This is a genomic window from Methylobacterium currus (assembly GCF_003058325.1).
Taxonomy (GTDB): Bacteria; Pseudomonadota; Alphaproteobacteria; order Rhizobiales; family Beijerinckiaceae; genus Methylobacterium; species Methylobacterium currus.
On sequence record NZ_CP028843.1, the window covers coordinates 2,293,646 to 2,313,686 of the forward strand.

Sequence of the window (20,041 nt, forward strand, 5' to 3'; positions counted from 1 at the left end):
AAGGAGCTTGCCATGAGGAGCTTGCCATGACGGGCCGCACCGTTGCCGATCTGTGCATCGAGACCCTGGAACGGGCCGGCGTCGACCGCGTCTACGGCGTCGTCGGCGACAGCCTGAACGGCCTCACCGAGGCGATCCGGGCCAGAGGCAAGATCCGCTGGGTGCATGTGCGCCACGAGGAGGTGGCGGCCTTCGCGGCCTCGGCCGATTCGCAAGGAACGGGCGGGCTCGCGGTCTGCGCCGGCTCCTGCGGGCCGGGCCATCTCCACCTCATCAACGGCCTCTACGACGCCCACCGCACGCGCACCCCGGTGCTGGCGATCGCCGCCCACATCCCCTCGCCCGAGATCGGCACCACCTACTTCCAGGCCACCCACCCGGAGGAGCTGTTTCGGGAGTGCAGCCACTATTGCGAGCTGGTCTCCGACCCAGGCCAGCTTCCGTTCGTCCTCGAGATCGCGATCCGCACGGCGATCGGCAAAGGCGGCGTGTCGGTGGTGGTCCTCCCGGGCGACGTCGCCCTGAAGGAGGCGCCCGAGCGGGCGCTCGCCGCGCCCGCGACGCTCGCCCCGAAGCCGCCGATCGTCCTGCCGCCAGCGGACGAGCTCGACGCGCTGGCCGACCTCCTCAACGGGTCGGAAAAGGTGACTCTGTTCTGCGGGCGCGGCTGCGCCGGGGCGCGGGACCAGGTGATCCGCCTCGCCGAGGCCCTTCGGGCGCCGGTGGTGCACGCGCTCGGCGGCAAGGAGCATGTCGAGAGCGACAATCCCTACGACGTCGGCATGACCGGGCTGATCGGCTTCTCCTCCGGCTACGCCGCGATGGAGGCCTGCGACGCCCTGCTCTTGCTCGGCACCGACTTTCCCTACCGCCAATTCTACCCCGAGAAGGCCAGGATCGCCCAGGTCGACATCCGGCCCGAGAATCTCGGCCGCCGCTGCCGCCTCGACCTCGGCCTCGTCGGCGACGTCGCCGTCACGATCGCCGGCCTGCTGCCGCGGCTGACAGCGCGCAAGGAGTCCGGTCACCTGGAACGCTGCCTCAGGCACTACGCCAAGGCCCGCGAGGGGCTCGACGAGCTCGCCACCGGCAAGCCCGGCCGCAAGCCGATCCACCCGCAATACCTGACCCGGCTGGTCAGCGAGGCGGCGAGCCCCGACGCGGTGTTCACGGCCGATGTCGGCACCCCGACGATCTGGGCGGCGCGCTATCTCAAGATGTCACAGGGCCGGCGGCTGATCGGCTCCTGGGCGCACGGCTCGATGGCCAACGCCATGGCGCACGCGATCGGGCTGCAGGCCGCACTGCCGGATCGGCAGGTGATCGCGCTCGCCGGCGACGGCGGCTTCACCATGCTGATGGGCGACCTCCTCACCCTGGTGCAGGAGAGGCTGCCGGTGAAGGTGGTGGTGTTCAACAACGGCACGCTGGGCTTCGTCGAGTTGGAGATGAAGGCCGCCGGCTACCTCGAGACCGGCGTCGCGCTCCAGAACCCGGACTTTTCCGCCATCGCCCGGGCCGCCGGCCTGCACGGGCGCCGGGTCGAGGATCCGGGCGAGCTGGAGGGGGCGCTGGCCGAGATGCTGGCCCATGACGGCCCCGCCCTCCTCGACGTGGTGACGAACCGCCAGGAACTTGCCATGCCACCCCGGATCCAGGCCGAGCAGGTGAAGGGCTTCAGCCTCTACGTGATGCGGGCGGTGATGAACGGCCGCGGCGACGAGATCGTCGACCTGGCCAAATCCAACCTGATCCGGTGAGCCAGCCGATCGGGTGACCGGGTCTGCACCGTCCCTCGGCGGCGACGCCGCCGAGGGACGGCCACCTCGCGCCGGTCAGGATGCCGCGCGGCACTCCCCGCCCGGGCGGCGTGCCAGGCCGGTCCGTGCTGGATGCCTTGCCAGCCGAGCCACCCGGTATAGAGGCCGATCAGCACGATCAGCGCGGCGGAGGCGTAGGGAGCCCGCCGGGCGAGCGTGCCGAAGCCGGACCAGCGCGACGCGACGTGCCGGACGCTGAGGGCGGCCAGGACGCCCGCGGACACCATCGTGAGCGCGAGCCCGATGCTGAAGCAGACCACGAGGGCGAAGCCGAGGCTGAACTGCTTGAGCTGGATGCACAGGAGCAGCACCGTGATCGCCGCCGGGCACGGGATCAGCCCGCCGGTCAGGCCGAACAGGACGATCTGCCCCGTCGTGACGTGGCGGCCCGCGAAGCGCCGCCGGATGTCCTCGGCATGGGCCCGGGCATGGGCGTCGTCCTCGTCTCCCAGGTCCAGGTGGTCGTGCTCCTCGAACGCGACCTCGTGCTCCTCCGCGCCGGCCGGCCCGTCGAGGCGCAGCCGTGCCGTGAAGGCGTGCGGCTCCGGGATCTCCTCGCGGCTCTCGAGCCGGTCGCCCTTGCGGATGAAGCCGAATGTCTGCCGCGCCCCGTCGGGACGCAGCGTCGTGACGGTCAGCACCGCTTCGTCGGGCAGCGGGCCGCGCTTGCTCCGCACGTGCCAGCGCGGCGGCACGCCGTCCTCGAACACCGCGAGCGTCAGCAGCCCGCCGCGGGTCGCGACGGGGTGGGGCTCGTCGTTGTGATGGTGGCGGTCATGGCGATGCGGGTGGCCGTGGTGCTCGCGCCAGGTGCGCCACGCCATCCAGAGCGCGACGCCGACGATCAGGACGGAGGAGGCGAGCTGGAAATACGGCTCGGACGACTCTCCCCAATGCTGCCCGAACGATTGCCCGGCCAGCGCGATCACCCAGACGACGGCGGTGTGCGAGAGCGTGGCCGCCAGCCCGAGGAGCACCGCCTGCGTGACCGTCCCGCGCACCGCGACGATGAAGGCCGCCATCATCGTCTTGGAGTGGCCGGGTTCGAGGCCGTGCAGGGCGCCCAGCAGGATCGCGCTCGGTACGAACAGCCAGGCATGGGCGGCTCCCTGCTGCAGCAGGTCGGGCAGCGACGTCATGAGGGCGCTCTTTGCTACTTGAGGTAGGTCCGCACCACCTCGATCAGCTCGGCCGCGCCCCTGGCGCGGTCGGCATCCGGCTCGCTGTCCGGGTTCACGACGTGGTGGCGGATATGGTCTTCCATCAGCTCGGCGGTCAGGCCGTTGATGGCCCCGCGCATCGAGGCGACCAGCATCAGCACATCGGCGCAGCCGAGCTCGGCCTCCAGGGCCCGCTCGACGGCTTCCGCCTGTCCCTTGATCCGGCGCACCCGCGCCAGCAGCTTGGTCTTGTCCTTGATCGTGTGGGCCATGGGACCGGACTTCCTGGTCTGGATAGATAGGGGGGTACCCTATCGTTGTCGAGGGAAAAATGGGTGTTGCGTCATAGCCTACCCGCGGCACGGACGCCGAGACCCGCCCGGCCTCCCGCATGCGTGCCGGTCGGGCGCCGGCCCGGTGGACAAGATCCCTGACCCGCGAGCCGACCCCGACGCGTGGATCACGGACGGCGAAGCTTTCGTCGCATGAGACCAGTCGCCCGCAGGCAGGGCGGGCCGCACCCCGCGCGCCGCAATTTATATGTCTTCCGGACTAATCCATACGGGAGAAGCATGCTTGACCCTGCGTTGGCGGTCCAGCCATGCCATTCGACCGGCGCCCCGGCCTATCCGCGGGTTCACAAGCTCTTCTTCTTGACTTGACCGCACTGGACGCCGATCCACAAAAGTCGTTCTGTCTATCAAAGGGATAAATCAGCCGTCACTCTCATTATAATAGCTAAAAAACATAGTTCTTGTGAGCGTTTATCGATTTTGCCATTCGGTTTCCAGCCGCGGCCGCCCGGGCTCCGCCCTGATGTTGCTGGCCGCGCCCAGCGTTCCCGCTCGCCCTGGATTCTCGTCATGCCCGTCCCGTCGTCGCGTCGCGCCTTCCCCCTCTCGCTCGCGGGGCGTCGGCTGACCCGGTCGCTCCTGTCGGGCGTGGTGCTGTCGGCCGGCATGGCGGCGGGCGCGCGCGGCCAGGACGGGAGCGAGATCGCCCTCGACACGATCAGCATCGAGGGCGCCCCCCGCCCGGTCGCCGCGACCGCCGCCGGCACGCAACCGGGCGGCGCCCGCGGGCCGGTGCCGGGCTACGTCGCCTCGCGCAGCGTCGTGGCGACCAAGACCGACACGCCGATCCTCGAGACCGCGCAATCGATCACCGTGATCGGCCGCGAGCAGATCGAGGACCAGAACGCGCTCACCATCAACCAGGCCCTGCGCTACAGCCCGAGCGTGACGACCGAGCAGCGCGGCGGTGCCGGTTCGACGCGGCTGGAGCAGTTCTCGATCCGCGGCTTCACCGCGCCGCTCTTCCTCGACGGGATGCGCCTGCCGACCTCCCGGGATGCCTTCCCGTCGGTCGATCCCTACCGGCTCGAGCGCATCGACATCATCAAGGGCCCGGCCTCGGTGCTCTACGGCCAGTCCGGCCCCGGCGGCATCGTCAACCTCACGTCGAAGATGCCGCAATTCGTCCGCCACGGCGAGGTCTTCGTCCAGGGCGGCGGCTTCAGCGAGGTCCGGGGCGGCTTCGATGTCGGCGGGCCGATCGCCTCCGAGACCACCGTGCCGGGCACCGAGCAATTCGCCTACCGGGTGACGGGCCTCGGCTGGAACGGCGACGGGCCGGCGGTGACGACGCGGGTCGAGCGCGCCTTCATCCAGCCGAGCCTGACCTGGCGGCCTTCGGCCGACACCTCGCTCACCGTGCTCGGCCTCTACCAGCGCGATCCGTTCTCCGGGTTCTACGGCGGCTTCCCGGCCTTCGGCACGCTCTTCCCGCGCAATTTCGGCAACGGCATCGTCGGGCGCCTGCCGGTCGACTTCTACGACGGCGACCGCAATTTCGAGCAGTCCGACCGCACGCAAGCCGCGGTGACCTACATCCTCGACCACCGGTTCGACGACGCGTTCCGGTTCCACTCGTCGGGCCGCTTCCTGCGCACGGAAGGGCAGTATCGCAGCGTCTACGGCGCCTTCAGCGCCACCACGCCGATCTCCACGCCCTCGGCGCTGACGACCGGGCCGCTGATCAACCGCTCGCGCATCGCCACCGACGTGGCGATCGACGCCTACACGATGGACAACTATTTCGAGGCGACGTTCGACACCGGGCCCCTTGCCCATACCGCCCTGTTCGGCGTCGACCACCAGACGATCGAGACCCGGACGCTCTCGACCCCGTTCCCCGCCGCGCCCGACCTCAACGCGCTGGCGCCGAACTACGACATGACCATCGCGGTGCCGGGCTTCACCAGCAATGCCCGCATCACCGCGCAGCAGACCGGCGTCTACCTCCAGGACCAGATCAAGGTCGACCGCCTGGTCCTGACGCTGGGCGGACGCTACGACACCGCCCGGCAGACCGGGCCGACCCGGACGCTCGCCACCGGCGCCGTGGCGTTCCAGGACGTACCCTCCGACGCGCTGACCTACCGGGCGAGCCTGCTCTACCGCTTCGACAGCGGCGTCGCGCCCTACGTCTCCTACAGCGAGGCCTTCGAGCCGATCATCAGTGGACGCATCTACGATCCGGCCTTCGGCACCGCCGGGCGCATCCCGGACCCGATCTCCAGCCGGCAATACGAAGCCGGCATCAAATACCAGCCGCCGGGCACCGACATCCTGCTCACCGCGGCGGCCTTCGACATCAAGCGCTCGAACACCCTGACGGCCGACCCGGTGAACGGCCCGACCTTCAGCCTCCAGACCGGCGAGATCGGCGTGCAGGGCGTCGAGTTCGAGGCCCGCGCGACGCTGGCCGAGGGGCTGAACCTGATCGGCGGCGTGTCGTTCCTCGACATCCGCAACACCCGCGACACCGCCACGACCTTCAACCAGGTCACGGGCCGGCAGGTGCCGATCGTGGGCCTGCGTCCGGTCCAGGTGCCGGACCGCACCGCCTCGCTGTTCCTCGATTATCGCTTCCAGTCCGGCCCGCTCCTCGGCTTGAGCCTCGGCGGAGGCGTCCGCTACCTCGGCGGCTCCTGGGGCGATCCGGCCAACACCTTCCGGGTGCCCGAGGCCGTGCTGGTCGACGCGGTGGCGGCCTATGACCTCAAGCATCTCGACCCGAAGCTCACGGGCTTCAATCTGCAGGTCAATGCCCAGAACCTCCTCGACGACCGTACCGTGACCGGCTGCTTCTCCTACGCCACCTGCTTCTACGGCCTGCCGCGCACGGTCTACGCGACCCTGCGTTACCGTTGGTAAGGAGGTGTCATGACCCGCTCATCCACGCTTCCCTCCCGGGCCGCGGTGGCAGGACGCGTCGTCCTCGCCACGGGGGGCGGCTACGCGGTCGCCGGCCTCGCGACCGCGCTCCTGTCGCTGATCCTGCCGATGCCCCGGTCGGAAGCCGTGACGACGGCGACGCTCCTGAGCTTCGTCATCATGGTGGGCCTCGTGGTCGCGGTCTTCGCGGCCCGCTCGCTTCGGCGCGCCGCCGCGATCGTCGGAGGGCTCGCCATCGTGCTCGGCCTCGCGCTCTGGTGCGTTGCCGGATCTCTTCCCATCGGATCGTCGCCATGAAGCAGGGCTTTCGCCAGTCCATGGCCTGGCTGCACACCTGGTCCGGCCTCGTCGTCGGCTGGGTGCTGTTCGCGGTGTTCGTCACCGGCACCGCGACCTATTACCGGGCCGAGATCTCGCGCTGGATGCAGCCGGAGCTGCGGCGCGAGATCACGGTCACCCCCGATCTCCTGGCCACCGCCGCCGAGCGCGCGGTCGCCCATCTCGAGGCCCATGCGGGCCACGCGCGCACCTGGTTCGTCGGCCTGCCGACCCCGGAGCGGCCCCTCGTCGAGCTGTTCTGGCGCAACAAGCCCGGCACGCCGCCGGGCCACGTCCTCCTCGATCCGCAGACCGGCGCGCCCGCCGCGCTGCGCGCCACCCGCGGCGGCAACTTCTTCTACCGCTTCCACTTCGAGCTGAACCTCGCCCCGCTCTGGGGCCGCTGGATCGTCGGGATCTGCGCGATGGTGATGCTGGTGGCCCTGGTGAGCGGGATCGTCACCCACCGGCGCATCTTTTCGGATTTCTTCACCCTGCGGCGGGACAAGGCGGCGCAGCGCGGCTGGCTCGATGCCCACAACGTCAGCGGCGTGCTGGCGCTGCCGTTCCACCTGATGATCACCTATACGGGCGTCGTGACGCTCGCGCTGATGTACATGCCCTGGGGCGTCACCGCCGCCTACAAGGGCGACCAGTTCGCCTATTTCGCCGAGACCGGCCAGATCACGACGGCGCGCCCGCCCGCGGGCGAGCCCGGCACCCTCGCCCCGGTCGGGCCGATGGTGCGGGAGGCGCTGGCCACCATCCCCGAGCCGCTGGAGCGGCTCACCATCGCCAACCCGCGCGACGCGAAGTCCACGGTCGTGGCGGTGTTCGAGGAGCCGCACGGCCTCTCGCACCAGCACCCGCAGGTCGCCTTCGCGGGCACCAGCGGCGCCGTGGTCGAGGTGCTGTCGGGGGCCTTGCGGCCGGCGGCCAAGACCTTCACCACGATGGTCGGCCTGCACGAGGCGCATTTCGCCGGGACGGCCCTGCGGGTGCTGTTCTTCCTGTGCGGTCTCCTGGGCTGCGCCATGGTGGGGAGCGGGCTGGTGCTCTGGACCGTGGCGCGGCTGCCGAAATCCGGGGCCGCGACGGGATGGGGCTGGCGCCTCGTCCACACCCTCAACCTCGGCACGATCGCGGGCCTGCCGGCAGGCATCGCCGCCTACTTCCTCGCCAACCGGCTCCTGCCCGTCGACCTGGGGGACCGGGCGGAGCGCGAGATCTGGGTGTTCTTCGGCGCCTGGCTCGCGGTGGCCGTGGTGGGGGCATGGCCGGCGCCGCGGCGGGCCTGGCGCGGGGCGCTCGCCCTCGTGGCGTGCCTGTTCGTCGCGGTGGTGCTCGTAGACGTCGCGACCACCCGCGAGACCTGGGACGACCCGGCCTGGTTCCTGGGCTTCGACGCCGCGCTCCTCGGGCTGGCGGCCGGCTTCGCCCTCGTCTCGCACAAGGTCGCCCGCTTCGCCGGCCCGCGCCGGGCGGGCAAAGTCACGGCCGAGCCCGCGGCCGAACCCGCGGCAACGGCCGCGGCGCAGATGGGCCAGGCATGACGCTCCTCGTCACCGCGGGCCTGAGCTTCCTCGGCCTCGCCGCCCTGTGCCTCTCCATGGCCCGGCACCATCAGGCGGTGTGGTCGGGCCCGCCGGACCGGTTGCGCCGGCTCGCCCTGCGCGCCGCCGGCTGGGGGCTGATCGGCCTGTCGCTGGCCGCCGCCATCCGGCAGGATGGCTGGAATTTCGGCCCGGTCGACTGGCTCGGCTCCCTGACCGGGGCGGGCCTCCTGCTGATCGTCGTCCGGTCGTACCGGCCGCGGGCGCTCCTCTGGATGGCCCCGCTCGCGGCGGCGATCACGCTCGCGGCCGCGCTCGGCTCGCCGGCCTGAGGGCGGGCGTCACGCCCGCCGCGACGCCTCGCCCAGCCGGCGCAGGTCCGCCACCACGGCCGGGGTGCCGGCATGGAGCAGCCCGCCGGTGAGCATGTCGTCGGAGCCGAGATATTCGGCGACGCCGCCGGCCTCGCGCACCAGGAGCAGGCCGGCATAGCAGTCCCAGGCGTTGAGGCCGGGATCGTAGTAGCCGGCGAGCCGCCCGGCGGCGACGTAGGCGAGCATCAGGGCGCCCGAGCCGTTGCGAAACAGCACCCCGCCCTCGCGGTAGAGGCCGTGCACGAAGGCGGCGGCCTCTGCCGCGGGCGTCTTCTGGGTGGCGCCGAAGCCGATATTGGCCGAGGTGAGCACCGTCGCGGGGTCGATGCGCAGGGGCCGGCCGTTCAGGGTCGCGCCGTCGCCGAGGAGCCCCGCATAGGTCTCGCGCAGGACCGGCGCCTCGATCACCCCGGCCACCAGGCCCTCGGGGCCGCGCAGGCCGATCGACACGCACCAGTTCGGCTGGCCGTTGAGGAACGGGCTGGTGCCGTCGATCGGATCGACCACCCAGGTATAGCCGGACCGGCTCGGGACGGGATCGTGCTCCTCGCCGATCACGCCGTCCTCGGGATAGGCCTCCGCGATGCGGGCGCGGATCAGCAGCTCGACCTCGCGGTCGGCCTGCGAGACGAGGTCCTGGGCGCCGCTCTTCTGCTCGATCACCAGCGCGTCGCGGGCGTTGAAGAAGCCGAAAGCCGTCTCGCCGGCGGCGCGGGCGATCGCGAGGGCGAGGTCGCGGCGCGCGCGCGCGGCCCCGGCGGTCTCGGTGGTCATGTCGGTCGGTCCTCTCGGAATGCTGTGCGGCCGTCCTACACGGCCGCTCGTCTCAGATGTGCGACGCTGAGCCCGTCACCTCGGCGAGCGCCGCCGCGATGGCCGCGCGGGCCTCGGGCGAGGCCGGGCTCTGGGGCGGCACCGGGTCGCCGACGGCGTAGCCCTGCCTCTGCAAGGCCGCCTTCACGCAGGCCGCGAGGTTGTAGCGGGCAAAGACCTCGTTGAAGGCCCAGATCCGCTTCTGCAACGCCACCGCCTCGCCCCATCGCTCCTCGCGGCACAGCCGGTAGAGCGCCAGGCATTCCCGCGGGATGACGCAGGCGGGGCCGGCGAACCAGCCCTTGCCGCCGAGCATCATCACGCTGGCGGCGATGTGCGAGGAGGCGGCGAAGACGTCGAGGTCGCCGCCGACGCGGTTCAGGATCGACAGCAGGCGGCCGGTATTGGTCGAGGCGTCCTTGATGCCGACGATGTTGGGATGCCGGGCGAGCCGCGCGATCGAGGCGACAGAGAGGTCGGCGCGCTGGAAGTTCGGGTTGGTATAGAGGATGATCGGCAGGTCGGTGGCATCCGCCACGGTCAGGAAGTAGCGCTCGATCTCGGCTTCCGTCAGCGGGAAATAGGCGTCGAGGATCAGCACGATCCCGTCCGCCCCCGCCGCCCGGCAAGACTTCGCCTGCGCGACCGCGCCGCGGGTCGCGGTCGAGGCGACGCCCGGCAGCACCGGCACCCGGCCGGCGGCGGCGGCCACCACCGCCGCCACGGTCTCGCGCTTCTGCGCCTCGTCGAGATAGGCGAACTCGCCGGTGCTGCCGAGCGGCGTCAGGCCGTGCACGCCGGCCGCGATCAGGTCGTCGCAGAGCGACGCCAACACCCCGGCCTCGACCCGCCCCTCGGCATCGAGCGGGGTGACGAGGTAGGGGATGATGCCCTCGAAGCGCGCCATCGTCACCGGTCCGCGAAGGTCCGCACCAGGGCGTTGGCGATCGCCATCGGCGGCGGGGTCATCAGGCCGTCGGGATGGCGGCGCTCCAGCATCTGGCGCACCTCGGCGCGGGTGAACCAGCGCGCATCCTCCAGCTCGGTCCGGTCGAGCACCAGGGCGTCGCCCAGGGCCTCGCCCTCGCAGCCGATCATCAGCGAGGACGGGAACGGCCAGGGCTGCGAGAGATGGTAGCGCACCGCGCCGACCCGCACGCCGGCCTCCTCGAAGGTCTCGCGCCGCACCGCGTCCTCGATGGTCTCGCCGGGTTCGAGGAAGCCGGCGAGGCACGAATAGACGCCAGGCGCGAAGCGGGCCTGGCGGCCGAGGAGGCAGCGGTCGCCTTCGGTGACCAGCATGATCACCACCGGATCGGTGCGCGGGAAATGCTCGGTGCCGCAGGATCCGCAGTCGCGCCGAAAGCCGCCGCAGGAGAGCGCGGTGGGATTGCCGCAATTGGCGCAGAAGCCGTGCCGGGCGTGCCAGCCGAGGAGCGACTTGGCGGTGGCGAGGACCCCCATCTCAGGGGCCGGCACCGCGCCCTCGACCGCGACGGCGCGGGCATCGAGCACCCGGTAGGCCGGATCGCCGGTGAAGAGAGCCGCCGCATCCGCCGGCAGCGCGCCGGCGAAGGCCGGCCGGCCGCCGACCCGGCCGAGAAAGAGCTCGGGCGAAGGCGGGCCGGCCCGGGCGGCGTCCTCGCGCGTCAGCAGGCAGGTGGCGCCGCCCTCCGTCACCCGCAGCACCGGCACGTCGCCGCAGAACAGGAGCAGGCTCGCGTCGGGCGTGTCCGCGAGCGTCGGGGTCGGGCCGCTGCGCTCGGCCGAGTGGCGCTCGAGCAGGCTCTGGGCGTAGCCGAGGCGATCCCGGGAAACGGGCAAGGAGGCGGGCAAGGAGGCGGTCAAGGCGTGAGACCTCATGCATCATCGTGCGGAGCCCGGCGCGGCCCCTCGCGTCGCAGGCAGCATGGGCAGGCAAAATGATGCAAAAGCAAGGCGCCGGGCGGAGCAGGCGCCATGCTCCCGGTGCAGCCGGGTTCGCAGGCCCGTCCTCATCGGATCGGCGCCCGCGCGCCCGTGCCGGGCAAGCCCGGCCGCCAGGCTCATTCCGATGCCGGGCACAATCATCCGAAGACGATCTCCGGATATCGCGGCGCAAGCCGGTGCGGCGGCCGCGCGAAGCAGGATTCCACGCGCTTCGATGCAATCAACCGAAACCCATATCGATCCTGAAAGATGGATTTCCGTACTGTTAAGGCTAGCAGAGCGACGCAGAGAAGCCTGTTCGCTCGCAGGGAAATCACCTTCCGCTGAATAGCGTCCATTAATATTCAGCCGCTACAACTCCCCATGTTCGGTGACGCACCAACGACAGGTTGTGGGACTGGATTGCCAAAATGAGAGCGAACGCATTCATCGCCGGACTTTGCCTTCTGGCGGCATGGGCCGGTACGGCAAGCCTCGCGAGGGCGGCGGGGAGCGACCTGGACACCCTGCTGGCAACCTCCAAGGCGGCCCCCCGGGCCGATATCGACGGCAGGCCCCTGCTGCCCGAGACCCTGCGGGACCGGCTGGCGGTGGTCTCCTTCGTGAGCGCCGACTGCACGATCCTCTGCGTCACCCGGACGATGGATCTCGACGCGCTCGCCCGCGGCCTGCCGGCCTCCTTGCGCGGCCGCGTCGTCTTCCTGGCCATCGGGATGGACCCCGCCGGCGACGATGCCGGGCGCCTGCGCAGCCTCGTGCGGCAGCTGCTCGGTCCGGCGCCGCAGATCCGGGTCCTCCCGTCCGATGCCGGCGAGGTGAAGGCGGTGGCCGAGATCCTGCGCTACCCGGCGGCCGCCTTGCCCGACCCGCCGCCCTCGGTCCTCCTGTTCGACCGCCGCGGCCGGACCGCCATGGTCTATGGCGGCGATCCCCTCGATGCCCCGCGCCTGCAGCGGGACCTCGTCGCCCTCGATTCCTTCACCGAGGGTCTCGACCGGCCCTGACCGGATACCCCGCGGCGGAGCGAGGGCCTGTCCGCCGCGGACAACACCAGAAAACTCAACAGACCCCGGCCTCGGTCAACGTCGTCCCGCCGGACTACCAGCAGCTCGTCGCCGTCGACCAGAGGGGCGTACCCTCGCCGGGCGCGATCGTGGCGGTCGGCAACGTCGCCGCCCCGACGCAGGCGACGACCTACGTCGCCTCGACGCAAGGGGGCGGCGGCAACGGCGGCTCCAGGGGCAGCGGCGGCTCCGGCGGGACAGGCGGCCTCGGCGGCGCGGGCAGCAGCGGGGCCGACGTCCTGAAGGCGTCGCATTCCGGCCTCGGCTTCGCGGTGCCGGCCGGCAACAGGAACGACCGGGCTCCGGTGACGCAGCAGACCTGCACGGGCGCCGCCGGGCAGCTGTGGCGGACGACCTCCGGCAAGGGTGGCACGGCCTACGTCAACGCCGCCTCCGGCATGTGCCTGGACCTCACCCTCGACAACCAGCCGGTCGCTCCGGGCGCGCAGGTCTACCAGTTCACCTGCAACAACGGCACCAACCAGGCCTGGACGGCGAAGCCGCAAGGGTCGCGCAGCGCCCTCGACTCGGCCTACAACAACCTCTGCCTCGGCGTGTATGGCGGCAACGGCGCGGTCGGCAACGGCGCGGTCGGCTGGATCTGCAACGGCGCGGCCGACCGGATCTTCAACTCGGGCTCCTCGCGGCTCCGAACGAGGCAGGCCCGCCATCCCCGGATGGCGAGCCTCTTTCGCTGCCCATGCGCGGCGACAGCGCGGGGTCCCGGGGCGCGCGCGCCTCCGGGACCCCGCGATTTTTGGATGTCGCCCTGTCCGCCGGGGCGGGACGAGGCGTCCTCCCGGCGGGCACCCGGGCGCCAGAGGCCCCCGATCCGACCCCGTCAAGCCGCTGCGAACAGCCCCCGCGCCCGCTCGACGAGCTGCGCCGCCGCATGGGCCGGATAGGGCTCGCGGGTGCCGTGCCCCCAGACCGGCCCTGGCCAGGCCGGATCGGAGCGGAACCGCCCGACGACGTGGACGTGGAGCTGCGCCACCACGTTGCCGAGCGCCCCGACATTCACCTTGTCGGGCTTGGCCAGCGCCTGCATCACACCGACGCCCAAGCGGGTCTCGTCCATCAGCCGGGCGGCATCCTCGGGCGACAGGTCGGTGAGCTCCGAGACGCCGGCGCGGCGGGGCACCAGGACGAGCCAGGGGAAGCGCTTGTCGTCGAGGAGCAGCACCCGCGACAGGGCGAGGTCGCCCAGCAGAATGGTGTCGGCGGCGAGCCGGGGATCCAGGGGAAAGTCGTCGGTCGGGATGTCGTCGGTCATGCGCGTCCGTCAATGCGCCATCAGCACCGGCATGGTGGCGTGGGCGAGGATGTGGCTGGTGGCGCCGCCGAAGATCATCTGGCGCAGCCGGCTCTGGGTATAGGCGCCCTTGATCAGGAGGTCGCAGCCGATCGCCTCGGCCTCGGTCAGGAAGATCTCGCCCACGGTGCGGCGGCCGGCGGCGAGCGTGCGCCCCTGCGCCGACAGGCCCTCGCGGTTGAGGGCGGCGGCCATCTCCTCGGCGCTCGGGCCCGGCACCATCCCGGCATCGACCCCCAGCACCTCGATCCGGGAGGCGGCACGCAGGAACGGCGACGCGAAGGCGACCGCGCGGGCGGTCTCGGTCGAGCCGTTCCAGGCGATCACCACGGTCTCGCCGATGCTCGCCGGCGGCAGGGGCGGGGCGATGATCAGGGGGCGCCCGCTCTCGAACAGCACCGCCTCGAGGGTCGTCATGCGCGGCGCCCCCTCCCCGCTGCCGGGACGGCCGACGACGGTGGCGTTGAACAGCCGCGCGTGCTGCGCCAGGAACCCGTCGCCGGGAGGCGCGTCCGGCCGCCAGCGCCAGCGCGGACCGTTCTTTCCGATGTCGGCGCTCTCGCGGGCGATGCCGTGCCGCTCCATCGCGGCGGTGAACAGCCCGCCGCAATCGCGGGCCTCGACGAGGTCGGTCTCCTCGTCGCGCACCCAGGTCATGCCGCCGACCATGTCGACGGGGACGTATTCGGCCAGCGCCGGGCGCAGGCCGAACCCCTCGATGCCGGCGCCGAAGCGGCGGGCGGTGAGGATGGCGGTGTCGAGGACGGAATCGAGCAGGGTGTGGCGGGCGACCGGAACGAGGAGCGTCTTCATGGCGGCGCACTCACCTCAGGAGCCTCGGGGACGACGAGCGCGATTGCATCACGGCGGCGTCCAGCCTGTCCAGTAGGCCCCTGCGGCAATCCCCGGCCCGGGCTCAAGGCCCGGCCGAGGCCTCGACCGCTCTGCGCCGCGGCTCCGGCGGCTCACCCTCGCTGCACGCCGCACCCGCGCCGTCCCGGCCGCCGGGGGCGCAGGTCTCCTCCAGCCACAGGGCCAGCACCAGGGCGAGGCCGGCGGGCGCCGCCAGCGCCAGGAAGGCCCAGGTCCAGCCGAGATGGAGCGCCAGCAGGCCCCCGACCCAGCCCGAGAGGGCGCCGCCCACTCCCTGCACCGCCGCGACGGTGCCGAGCGCCGTCTGGGTGCGGCCCGAGCCCCAGGTGAGGTCGGCCACCACCACCGGCACCGCGACGCCGATGACGCCCGAGGCGACGCCGTCCAGCACCTCGGCGAGCACGAGCCAGTACGGATCGGACAGGAAGGCCGACAGGAGGGCGCGGGCCGGCAGCACCGCGCAGGCGACGAGGAGGAGCTGGCGCCGGCCGCGCCGGTCGGCGAGCGAGCCTGCGAAGAGCGCCACCGGGATCATCACCGCCTGCGCGACGATGACGTAGCGGGCGGTCCAGCCGGTGCCGTCCTGGCCCGCCGCCACCAGCTTCTGGCCGAGCAGGCTCAGCATCGAGCCGTTGGCGAGATTGAACAGGGCCAGCGCCGCCGAGAGGATGAGCAGGCGCCGGTCGGACAGGACCTTCAGGATGGCCGAGCGCTCCGGCGTGTCGTCCGGATCGTCCTCCTTCCAGCCGACGGCGCGCCGGCCGTTATAGGCCTTCTTCGGCGTCGTCAGAGCGGCCACGACGGCGCAGGCGGAGAGCCCGCCCAGCACCCAGAAGGCGATGCTCGGGCCCATGAGCGGCGTGCCGAAGCTGATCGCCAGGGCGGCGCCGAGGATGCCGACATGGTTCCAGGCCTGGTTGCGGCCCTGCTGCTTCGGGAAGGCCTGCTTGCCGACCATGCCGAGGGTGAGCGCCGTCACCGCCGGCACCACCAGGGTGCCGCCCGCCGCGGCGACGAACTGGGCGGCCAGCACCGTCATGAACGAGCGGGCCGGCAGCAGCAGCAGGGTGCCGACGAGGATCGCCGCGCAGGCCGCCGCGATCAGCATCCGGGGCCGGCCGAGCCGGTCGACGAGCGCGCCGAGTGGCCCGCTCAGGGCCAGCGTCGCGAAGCCCACGATGGTGGTGACGAGGCCGACCTGGCTCGGGCCCCATTGCGCGGACTGCGCCAGCCAGGTGCCGAGGAAGGGGCCGAGCCCGCCCTGGATGTCGCCGACGGAGACGTTGATCAGGGCGAGGTGGGTCGTGGGATTCATCAACGCGGAGGCGCTCCGGCTCGTTCGGGTCTTTTGTTCGGGTCTCTTGCGGGCCCAGACGGACCAACGCGCCTGAACGGGGAATGATCGCGTCGCCGCGGTGACGCTTCGGAGAGATGCGCGCTCAATGCAGCGCTTCTCATACAGTGTCCGCTTGATCGATCCGGTTTCAGCATAGAGCGCGGGATCCCCTCTCCCACACGGGAGAGGGGATCCCGCGCTCTACCTGTTCGCGATAGAACAAGCGGACTTTGTATCACTCTGTGCCCCCTCAAGGGCTCGGCACCGCGCAGGCCAAGGCGAGGCGGGCGAGCATCGGGTCGGGGATGCCCATGGCGACGAGCTGGTCGTGGGTGTGGCGGACATAGTCCGGGTTCGCGCCCGAGCGGCCGAGGCCCTGGCGCACCAGCCGCACCAGCTCGGTCTCCGGCAGGCGGCCGGCATATTGCGGGTGGCGGCGGTCGACGAGGTAGGTCACCGCCTCGATCCGGCGCCCGTCGTCGAGGGTGACGCCGAGCACCCGCTCGACATAGACCGCCGTGACCTGCTCGCGCTCGCGCAGGTAGGCGAGCGTGCTTGCGACCTCCGCGGCCGCGACCCGGAACGCCATGCCGCGGCAGGAGCCGCCCCGATCGAGCCCGAGCACCAGGCCCGGCCGCTCCGGCGTGCCGCGATGGACGTGCGACAGCACGCACAGCGAGCGGTGATAGCCGCGCAGGCGACCCGGCCCGCGCTCCACGAAGGGGAAGCCCGGCCGCCACATCAGCGAGCCGTAGCCGAACACCCAGAGATCCGACGGCTCGCCCGCCCGCATCGTCTCGTTTCCTCCTTGGCAGGTTCCTTGGCAGGTTCCTTGGCAGGTTCCTGCCGGCAGCTCCCTGCCGGCAAGCCCGGTCCGGCACGACCTCGTGAGCGTCTTGCCCAGCCGTCTCCCTTGCCGGGCGCGGCCGGTAGCAGCTACGGGGACGCGGTTCAATCCGGGCGGCCCGTGCCGGGCCGCCGCAGAGCCGGGATCATGCCGATGAACAGGCCGACCACCGTTGGGCCGACCGACGACACGCCGCCGAGCCAGAGCGCGGGCCGAGGCCCGGGCCGCGGGCCCGGCCTGCGCCTCGGCCTGTTCGCGCCGTTCGCGCTGCTCCTGCTGCTGGCGCTGGTCTGGAGCGCGGGCTGGTTCTGGCTGCGGGGCAGGGCCGAGGGCGAGATCGATGCGTGGTTTACCCGCGAGGCGCAGGCCGGCCGGCAATGGACCTGCGCCGACCGCTCGCTGACCGGCTTCCCGTTCCGGTTCGAGCTGCGCTGCACGCAGCTCGGCTTCGCCCGCTCCGACGTGCGCTTCACCACCGGCCCGCTGGTGGCGGTGGCGCAGGTCTACCAGCCGCGCCACGTGATCCTGGAGGCGACCGGGCCGTTCCGCGTGCAGCAGGGCGGCCTCGACGCCGATGTGACCTGGAGTCAGCTGGAGGCGAGCCTGCACGTCACCGGCGACGGCTTCCAGCGCGCCTCCCTGGTGGCGAACGGGCTCAAGGGCGCCGTCACCGGCGCCGATCCCTCGCCGATCGACTTCACGGTCGGTCATCTCGAGTTGCACGCGCGGCCGACCCCGGGGCGTTTCGCCACCGACGGCGCCGTCGACCTGAGCGCCCGGGTGCTGCAGGCGGGCCTGCCGCTCCTCGATCCGGTGCTCGGCGGACCCGAGCCCGCCGACATCGCCCTCGACGCCACCGTGACCCGGGCCGCGGGGTTGCGCACCCGCACCCTGGCGCAGGAGCTGGAACGCTGGCGCGAGGCCGGCGGCGCGGTGGAGATCGCCAGCCTCGCCGCCGAGAAGGGCAGCCGGCGCCTGCGGGCGCAAGGCGTCCTCGCCCTCGACGACGAGCACCGGCCGACGGGCCAGCTCGACGTGCGCACCGCCGGCCTGGAGCAGGTGATCGCGCCGCTGATCAGCGAGCAGATCGGGGCGCGGCTCGGCGGCGACGGCGCGGCGCTGATCGGCAACATCGTCGGGCAGTTCCTCGGCGGGCGGCGCAAGGAGCCGGCGCCGGGCCAGGGCGCGCCAGATCCCCAAGGCCGGCCGGGCGAGCCGCCCCTGAAGGTCCTGCCGACCGTGCGGCTCACCGGCGGGCGCGTGGTCGTCGGGCCCTTCGCGGTGCCGAACGTCCGGTTGCAGCCGTTGTATTGAGAGTTTTTGCTCAGGCACCCGGCGCATCGGCGCCGGCGCCCCTTCGGGCTTGGCCAGCGCCTTCAAACTCCGTGGAGGCGCTGCGGGAGATATCCTCCGTGGCGGTTGCCGCCCCGCCCGCGGCGTCGTACCCCAGGGGGCATGAGCCAGACCGCCCGCTTCCAGAGCTTCGAGGACCCCAGCCACCGGGAGGGCGCGGCGCGGATCGCCGCGCTCCGGGCGGCGATGGCGCGGAGGGGCTTCGCCGGCTTCGTGGTGCCGCGGGCCGACGAGCACCAGTCGGAATACGTGCCCGCCAACGCCGAGCGGCTGGCCTGGCTCACCGGCTTCACCGGCTCGGCCGGGACGGCGGTCGTGCTCGCCGACAAGGCCGCCCTGGTGGTGGACGGGCGCTACACCCTCCAGGCCGCCGAGCAGGTCGATACCGGACTCGTCACCCCCGTGCCCTTGGCCGAGACCAGCGTCGAGGCCTGGATCGAGGCCAATCTGCCGGCGGGCGGGGTGCTGGCCTACGATCCCTGGCTGCACACCCCGGACGGGCTCGCCCGGCTGGAACGCGCCGCCACGGCGGCGGGCGGGCGCGTCGAGCCGACCGCCCTCAACCTCGTCGACCTCGTCTGGATCGACCGCCCGGCCGCCCCGCGCGCGCCGGTGGTGCCGCATCCGGAGAGCCTGGCAGGCGAGGCGGCGTCCATGAAGCTCGGGCGGGTGCGCGAGGCCCTGGCGAAGGCGCGGCTCGACGCGCTGGTCGTCTCGGACCCGCACAACCTCGCCTGGGCGTTCAACCTGCGCGGCGGCGACGTGGCCCACACCCCCCTGCCCCTCGGCTACGCGGTGATTCCGCGGCAGGGCGCCCCGCGCCTCTTCCTCGACGCCGGGAAGGTGACGGACGAGGCCGCCCAGGCCCTCGACGGCCTCGCCGAGCGGGACGAGCCGGGCGCCCTGCCCGCCGCACTCGATGGCTTGGGCGCCGCCAAGGCCCGGGTGCGGGTCGATGCCGCCACCGGCGCCGTGGCGCTCGGCCGGCGGATCACCGCGGCCGGCGGCACGCTCGATGTCGGGCCCGACCCGATCACCGCCATGAAGGCGGTGAAGAACGCGGCCGAGATCGCCGGCGCCCGCGCCGCGCATCTCCGCGACGGCGCCGCGGTGACCCGCTTCCTCGCCTGGCTCGCCCGGGAGGCCCCGGGCGGGGCGGTGTCGGAGATCGACGCGGTGGTGCGGCTCGAGGCGTTCCGGGCCGAGTCCAATTCCTTGCGCGAGATCTCCTTCCCGACCATCTCGGGATCCGGGCCGAACGGCGCCATCGTGCATTACCGCGTCACGCGCGGCACCGACCGGCGGGTGCGCCTGAGCGAGCTGTTCCTGATCGATTCCGGTGCGCAATACGGCGACGGCACCACCGACATCACCCGCACGGTGGCGGTCGGCCCCCCGAGCCCGGAGATGCGCGACCGCTTCACCCGCGTGCTGAAGGGCCATATCGCCATCGCCACCGCGGTCTTTCCCCGCGGCACCACGGGGGCGCAGATCGACGCCTTCGCCCGCCGCCCGCTCTGGGAGGCCGGCCTCGACTTCGACCACGGCACCGGCCACGGCGTCGGCGCCTTCCTGTCGGTGCACGAGGGCCCGCAGCGCATCGCCAAGACCGGAACGGTGGCGCTCCAGCCCGGGATGATCGTCTCGAACGAGCCGGGCTACTACAAGACTCACGCCTTCGGCATCCGGATCGAGAACCTGGTCCTGGTCGAGGAGCGGCACATCACCGGCGCCGAGCGCCCGATGCTGGGCTTCGAGACCCTGACGCTCGCGCCGATCGACCTGGCGCTGGTGGTGCCGGAGCTGCTCAGCCCGGACGAGACCGCCTGGCTCGACGCCTACCACGCCCGGGTGCGCGGGGCGCTGTCGGACCTCGTCGATCCGCAGACCCGCGACTGGCTGATCGCGGCGACGCGGCCGGTCGCGTCCTTCGCGCAAGGTCCGTCGCAACTCCCCGCCGTGTGAGCGGCTGCCCTTCTCTCGCCTCGCCGCGGCGAGAGAAGGAAGACGCCCACAATCAAGACATCAACACCAGCCTGTTTTTGATGCC

General features: G+C 72.2%; 19 protein-coding genes. 10 read left to right on the top strand and 9 right to left on the bottom strand.

What is annotated here, in order from left to right; all coding sequences use genetic code 11:
* Positions 1-26: 26 nt before the first annotated feature.
* Positions 27-1,760 (top strand): ubiquinone-dependent pyruvate dehydrogenase, encoded by a 1,734-nt coding sequence (gene poxB, locus DA075_RS10980; protein ID WP_099953247.1) that lies wholly within the window; start codon positions 27-29, stop codon positions 1,758-1,760.
* Here the strand turns inward: poxB and DA075_RS10985 are convergent.
* Both DA075_RS10985 and DA075_RS10990 read right to left on the bottom strand, forming a co-directional pair.
* Positions 1,685-2,959 carry a nickel/cobalt efflux transporter gene (locus DA075_RS10985; RefSeq protein WP_099953248.1) on the bottom strand — a complete coding sequence of 425 codons (1,275 nt, stop codon included), beginning with the start codon at positions 2,957-2,959 and terminating at the stop codon, positions 1,685-1,687. The two genes, poxB and DA075_RS10985, sit on opposite strands and share 76 nt — an antisense overlap.
* Positions 2,960-2,973: 14 nt before the next feature.
* Complete coding sequence (locus tag DA075_RS10990) at positions 2,974-3,252, bottom strand: metal/formaldehyde-sensitive transcriptional repressor (protein ID WP_099953249.1); 279 nt, start codon at positions 3,250-3,252, stop codon at positions 2,974-2,976.
* A gap of 591 nt (positions 3,253-3,843) precedes the next feature.
* On the opposite strand from DA075_RS10990, the gene DA075_RS10995 reads away from it, so the two are divergent.
* From DA075_RS10995 to DA075_RS11010, 4 genes are read left to right on the top strand one after another with little or no spacing between them, the layout of a single operon-like run.
* The gene (locus DA075_RS10995) at positions 3,844-6,198 is read left to right on the top strand and encodes a TonB-dependent siderophore receptor (RefSeq protein ID WP_099953250.1); all 2,355 of its coding nucleotides are present in this window, start codon (positions 3,844-3,846) and stop codon (positions 6,196-6,198) included.
* A 9-nt stretch (positions 6,199-6,207) separates the two neighbouring features.
* The gene (locus DA075_RS11000; protein ID WP_099953251.1) at positions 6,208-6,516 is read left to right on the top strand and encodes an iron transporter; all 309 of its coding nucleotides are present in this window, start codon (positions 6,208-6,210) and stop codon (positions 6,514-6,516) included.
* Positions 6,513-8,090 carry a PepSY-associated TM helix domain-containing protein gene (locus tag DA075_RS11005; RefSeq protein WP_099953252.1) on the top strand — a complete coding sequence of 526 codons (1,578 nt, stop codon included), beginning with the start codon at positions 6,513-6,515 and terminating at the stop codon, positions 8,088-8,090. The genes DA075_RS11000 and DA075_RS11005 overlap by 4 nt, the downstream gene beginning before the upstream one ends.
* The gene (locus DA075_RS11010; RefSeq protein WP_099953253.1) at positions 8,087-8,422 is read left to right on the top strand and encodes a DUF3325 domain-containing protein; all 336 of its coding nucleotides are present in this window, start codon (positions 8,087-8,089) and stop codon (positions 8,420-8,422) included. Before DA075_RS11005 ends, DA075_RS11010 begins: the two co-directional genes overlap by 4 nt.
* Before the next feature lie 9 nt (positions 8,423-8,431).
* Here DA075_RS11010 and DA075_RS11015 read toward each other — a convergent pair whose 3' ends face one another.
* From DA075_RS11015 to nudC, 3 genes are read right to left on the bottom strand one after another with little or no spacing between them, the layout of a single operon-like run.
* Positions 8,432-9,238 (bottom strand): inositol monophosphatase family protein, encoded by an 807-nt coding sequence (locus DA075_RS11015; RefSeq protein ID WP_099953254.1) that lies wholly within the window; start codon positions 9,236-9,238, stop codon positions 8,432-8,434.
* 52 nt (positions 9,239-9,290) lie between these two features.
* Entirely contained in the window at positions 9,291-10,184 is an 894-nt protein-coding gene (locus tag DA075_RS11020) for a dihydrodipicolinate synthase family protein (protein WP_099953255.1), read from the bottom strand.
* 2 nt (positions 10,185-10,186) lie between these two features.
* Positions 10,187-11,101, bottom strand: coding sequence for an NAD(+) diphosphatase (gene nudC / locus DA075_RS11025; protein ID WP_414468168.1), 915 nt, complete (start codon positions 11,099-11,101; stop codon positions 10,187-10,189).
* 135 nt (positions 11,102-11,236) lie between these two features.
* Here nudC and DA075_RS35895 point away from each other — a divergent pair, with 135 nt between their 5' ends.
* The 3 genes from DA075_RS35895 (at position 11,237) to DA075_RS11035 (ending at position 13,175) form a co-directional block, all read left to right on the top strand.
* Positions 11,237-11,452, top strand: a complete 216-nt coding sequence (locus DA075_RS35895; RefSeq protein WP_123834256.1) for a hypothetical protein — start codon at positions 11,237-11,239, stop codon at positions 11,450-11,452.
* A 164-nt stretch (positions 11,453-11,616) separates the two neighbouring features.
* Positions 11,617-12,210, top strand: a complete 594-nt coding sequence (locus DA075_RS11030) for an SCO family protein (protein ID WP_099953257.1) — start codon at positions 11,617-11,619, stop codon at positions 12,208-12,210.
* A gap of 149 nt (positions 12,211-12,359) precedes the next feature.
* The gene (locus DA075_RS11035) at positions 12,360-13,175 is read left to right on the top strand and encodes an RICIN domain-containing protein (RefSeq protein ID WP_164712298.1); all 816 of its coding nucleotides are present in this window, start codon (positions 12,360-12,362) and stop codon (positions 13,173-13,175) included.
* Here the strand turns inward: DA075_RS11035 and DA075_RS11040 are convergent.
* The 4 genes from DA075_RS11040 to DA075_RS11055 all read right to left on the bottom strand — a co-directional run bounded on the left by DA075_RS11040 (position 13,112) and on the right by DA075_RS11055 (position 16,584).
* The gene (locus DA075_RS11040) at positions 13,112-13,543 is read right to left on the bottom strand and encodes an HIT domain-containing protein (RefSeq protein WP_099953258.1); all 432 of its coding nucleotides are present in this window, start codon (positions 13,541-13,543) and stop codon (positions 13,112-13,114) included. The genes DA075_RS11035 and DA075_RS11040 overlap by 64 nt on opposite strands.
* Before the next feature lie 9 nt (positions 13,544-13,552).
* Positions 13,553-14,395: a universal stress protein gene (locus DA075_RS11045; RefSeq protein ID WP_099953259.1), complete on the bottom strand. Its 843-nt coding sequence runs from the start codon at positions 14,393-14,395 to the stop codon at positions 13,553-13,555.
* 103 nt (positions 14,396-14,498) lie between these two features.
* A complete protein-coding gene (locus DA075_RS11050; RefSeq protein ID WP_099953260.1) occupies positions 14,499-15,770 on the bottom strand; it encodes an MFS transporter in 1,272 nt (423 codons plus the stop codon).
* A 271-nt stretch (positions 15,771-16,041) separates the two neighbouring features.
* The gene (locus DA075_RS11055) at positions 16,042-16,584 is read right to left on the bottom strand and encodes a gamma-glutamylcyclotransferase (protein ID WP_099953261.1); all 543 of its coding nucleotides are present in this window, start codon (positions 16,582-16,584) and stop codon (positions 16,042-16,044) included.
* A gap of 207 nt (positions 16,585-16,791) precedes the next feature.
* On the opposite strand from DA075_RS11055, the gene DA075_RS11060 reads away from it, so the two are divergent.
* Both DA075_RS11060 and DA075_RS11065 read left to right on the top strand, forming a co-directional pair.
* The gene (locus tag DA075_RS11060) at positions 16,792-17,952 is read left to right on the top strand and encodes a DUF2125 domain-containing protein (protein WP_099953262.1); all 1,161 of its coding nucleotides are present in this window, start codon (positions 16,792-16,794) and stop codon (positions 17,950-17,952) included.
* 141 nt (positions 17,953-18,093) lie between these two features.
* On the top strand, positions 18,094-19,956 hold the full coding sequence (locus tag DA075_RS11065) for an aminopeptidase P family protein (RefSeq protein WP_099953263.1): 1,863 nt from the start codon (positions 18,094-18,096) through the stop codon (positions 19,954-19,956).
* Positions 19,957-20,041: the final 85 nt, after the last annotated feature.

Excerpts from the sequence above, each read along its gene's own strand:
- poxB (WP_099953247.1), top strand. The coding sequence starts at position 27 with ATGACGGGCCGCACCGTTGCCGATCTGTGCATCGAGACCCTGGAACGG.
- DA075_RS10985 (WP_099953248.1), bottom strand. The coding sequence starts at position 2,959 with ATGACGTCGCTGCCCGACCTGCTGCAGCAGGGAGCCGCCCATGCCTGG.
- DA075_RS10990 (WP_099953249.1), bottom strand. The coding sequence starts at position 3,252 with ATGGCCCACACGATCAAGGACAAGACCAAGCTGCTGGCGCGGGTGCGC.
- DA075_RS10995 (WP_099953250.1), top strand. The coding sequence starts at position 3,844 with ATGCCCGTCCCGTCGTCGCGTCGCGCCTTCCCCCTCTCGCTCGCGGGG.
- DA075_RS11000 (WP_099953251.1), top strand. The coding sequence starts at position 6,208 with ATGACCCGCTCATCCACGCTTCCCTCCCGGGCCGCGGTGGCAGGACGC.
- DA075_RS11005 (WP_099953252.1), top strand. The coding sequence starts at position 6,513 with ATGAAGCAGGGCTTTCGCCAGTCCATGGCCTGGCTGCACACCTGGTCC.
- DA075_RS11010 (WP_099953253.1), top strand. The coding sequence starts at position 8,087 with ATGACGCTCCTCGTCACCGCGGGCCTGAGCTTCCTCGGCCTCGCCGCC.
- DA075_RS11015 (WP_099953254.1), bottom strand. The coding sequence starts at position 9,238 with ATGACCACCGAGACCGCCGGGGCCGCGCGCGCGCGCCGCGACCTCGCC.
- DA075_RS11020 (WP_099953255.1), bottom strand. The coding sequence starts at position 10,184 with ATGGCGCGCTTCGAGGGCATCATCCCCTACCTCGTCACCCCGCTCGAT.
- DA075_RS35895 (WP_123834256.1), top strand. The coding sequence starts at position 11,237 with ATGCTCCCGGTGCAGCCGGGTTCGCAGGCCCGTCCTCATCGGATCGGC.
- DA075_RS11030 (WP_099953257.1), top strand. The coding sequence starts at position 11,617 with ATGAGAGCGAACGCATTCATCGCCGGACTTTGCCTTCTGGCGGCATGG.
- DA075_RS11040 (WP_099953258.1), bottom strand. The coding sequence starts at position 13,543 with ATGACCGACGACATCCCGACCGACGACTTTCCCCTGGATCCCCGGCTC.
- DA075_RS11045 (WP_099953259.1), bottom strand. The coding sequence starts at position 14,395 with ATGAAGACGCTCCTCGTTCCGGTCGCCCGCCACACCCTGCTCGATTCC.
- DA075_RS11050 (WP_099953260.1), bottom strand. The coding sequence starts at position 15,770 with ATGAATCCCACGACCCACCTCGCCCTGATCAACGTCTCCGTCGGCGAC.
- DA075_RS11055 (WP_099953261.1), bottom strand. The coding sequence starts at position 16,584 with ATGCGGGCGGGCGAGCCGTCGGATCTCTGGGTGTTCGGCTACGGCTCG.
- DA075_RS11060 (WP_099953262.1), top strand. The coding sequence starts at position 16,792 with ATGAACAGGCCGACCACCGTTGGGCCGACCGACGACACGCCGCCGAGC.
- DA075_RS11065 (WP_099953263.1), top strand. The coding sequence starts at position 18,094 with ATGAGCCAGACCGCCCGCTTCCAGAGCTTCGAGGACCCCAGCCACCGG.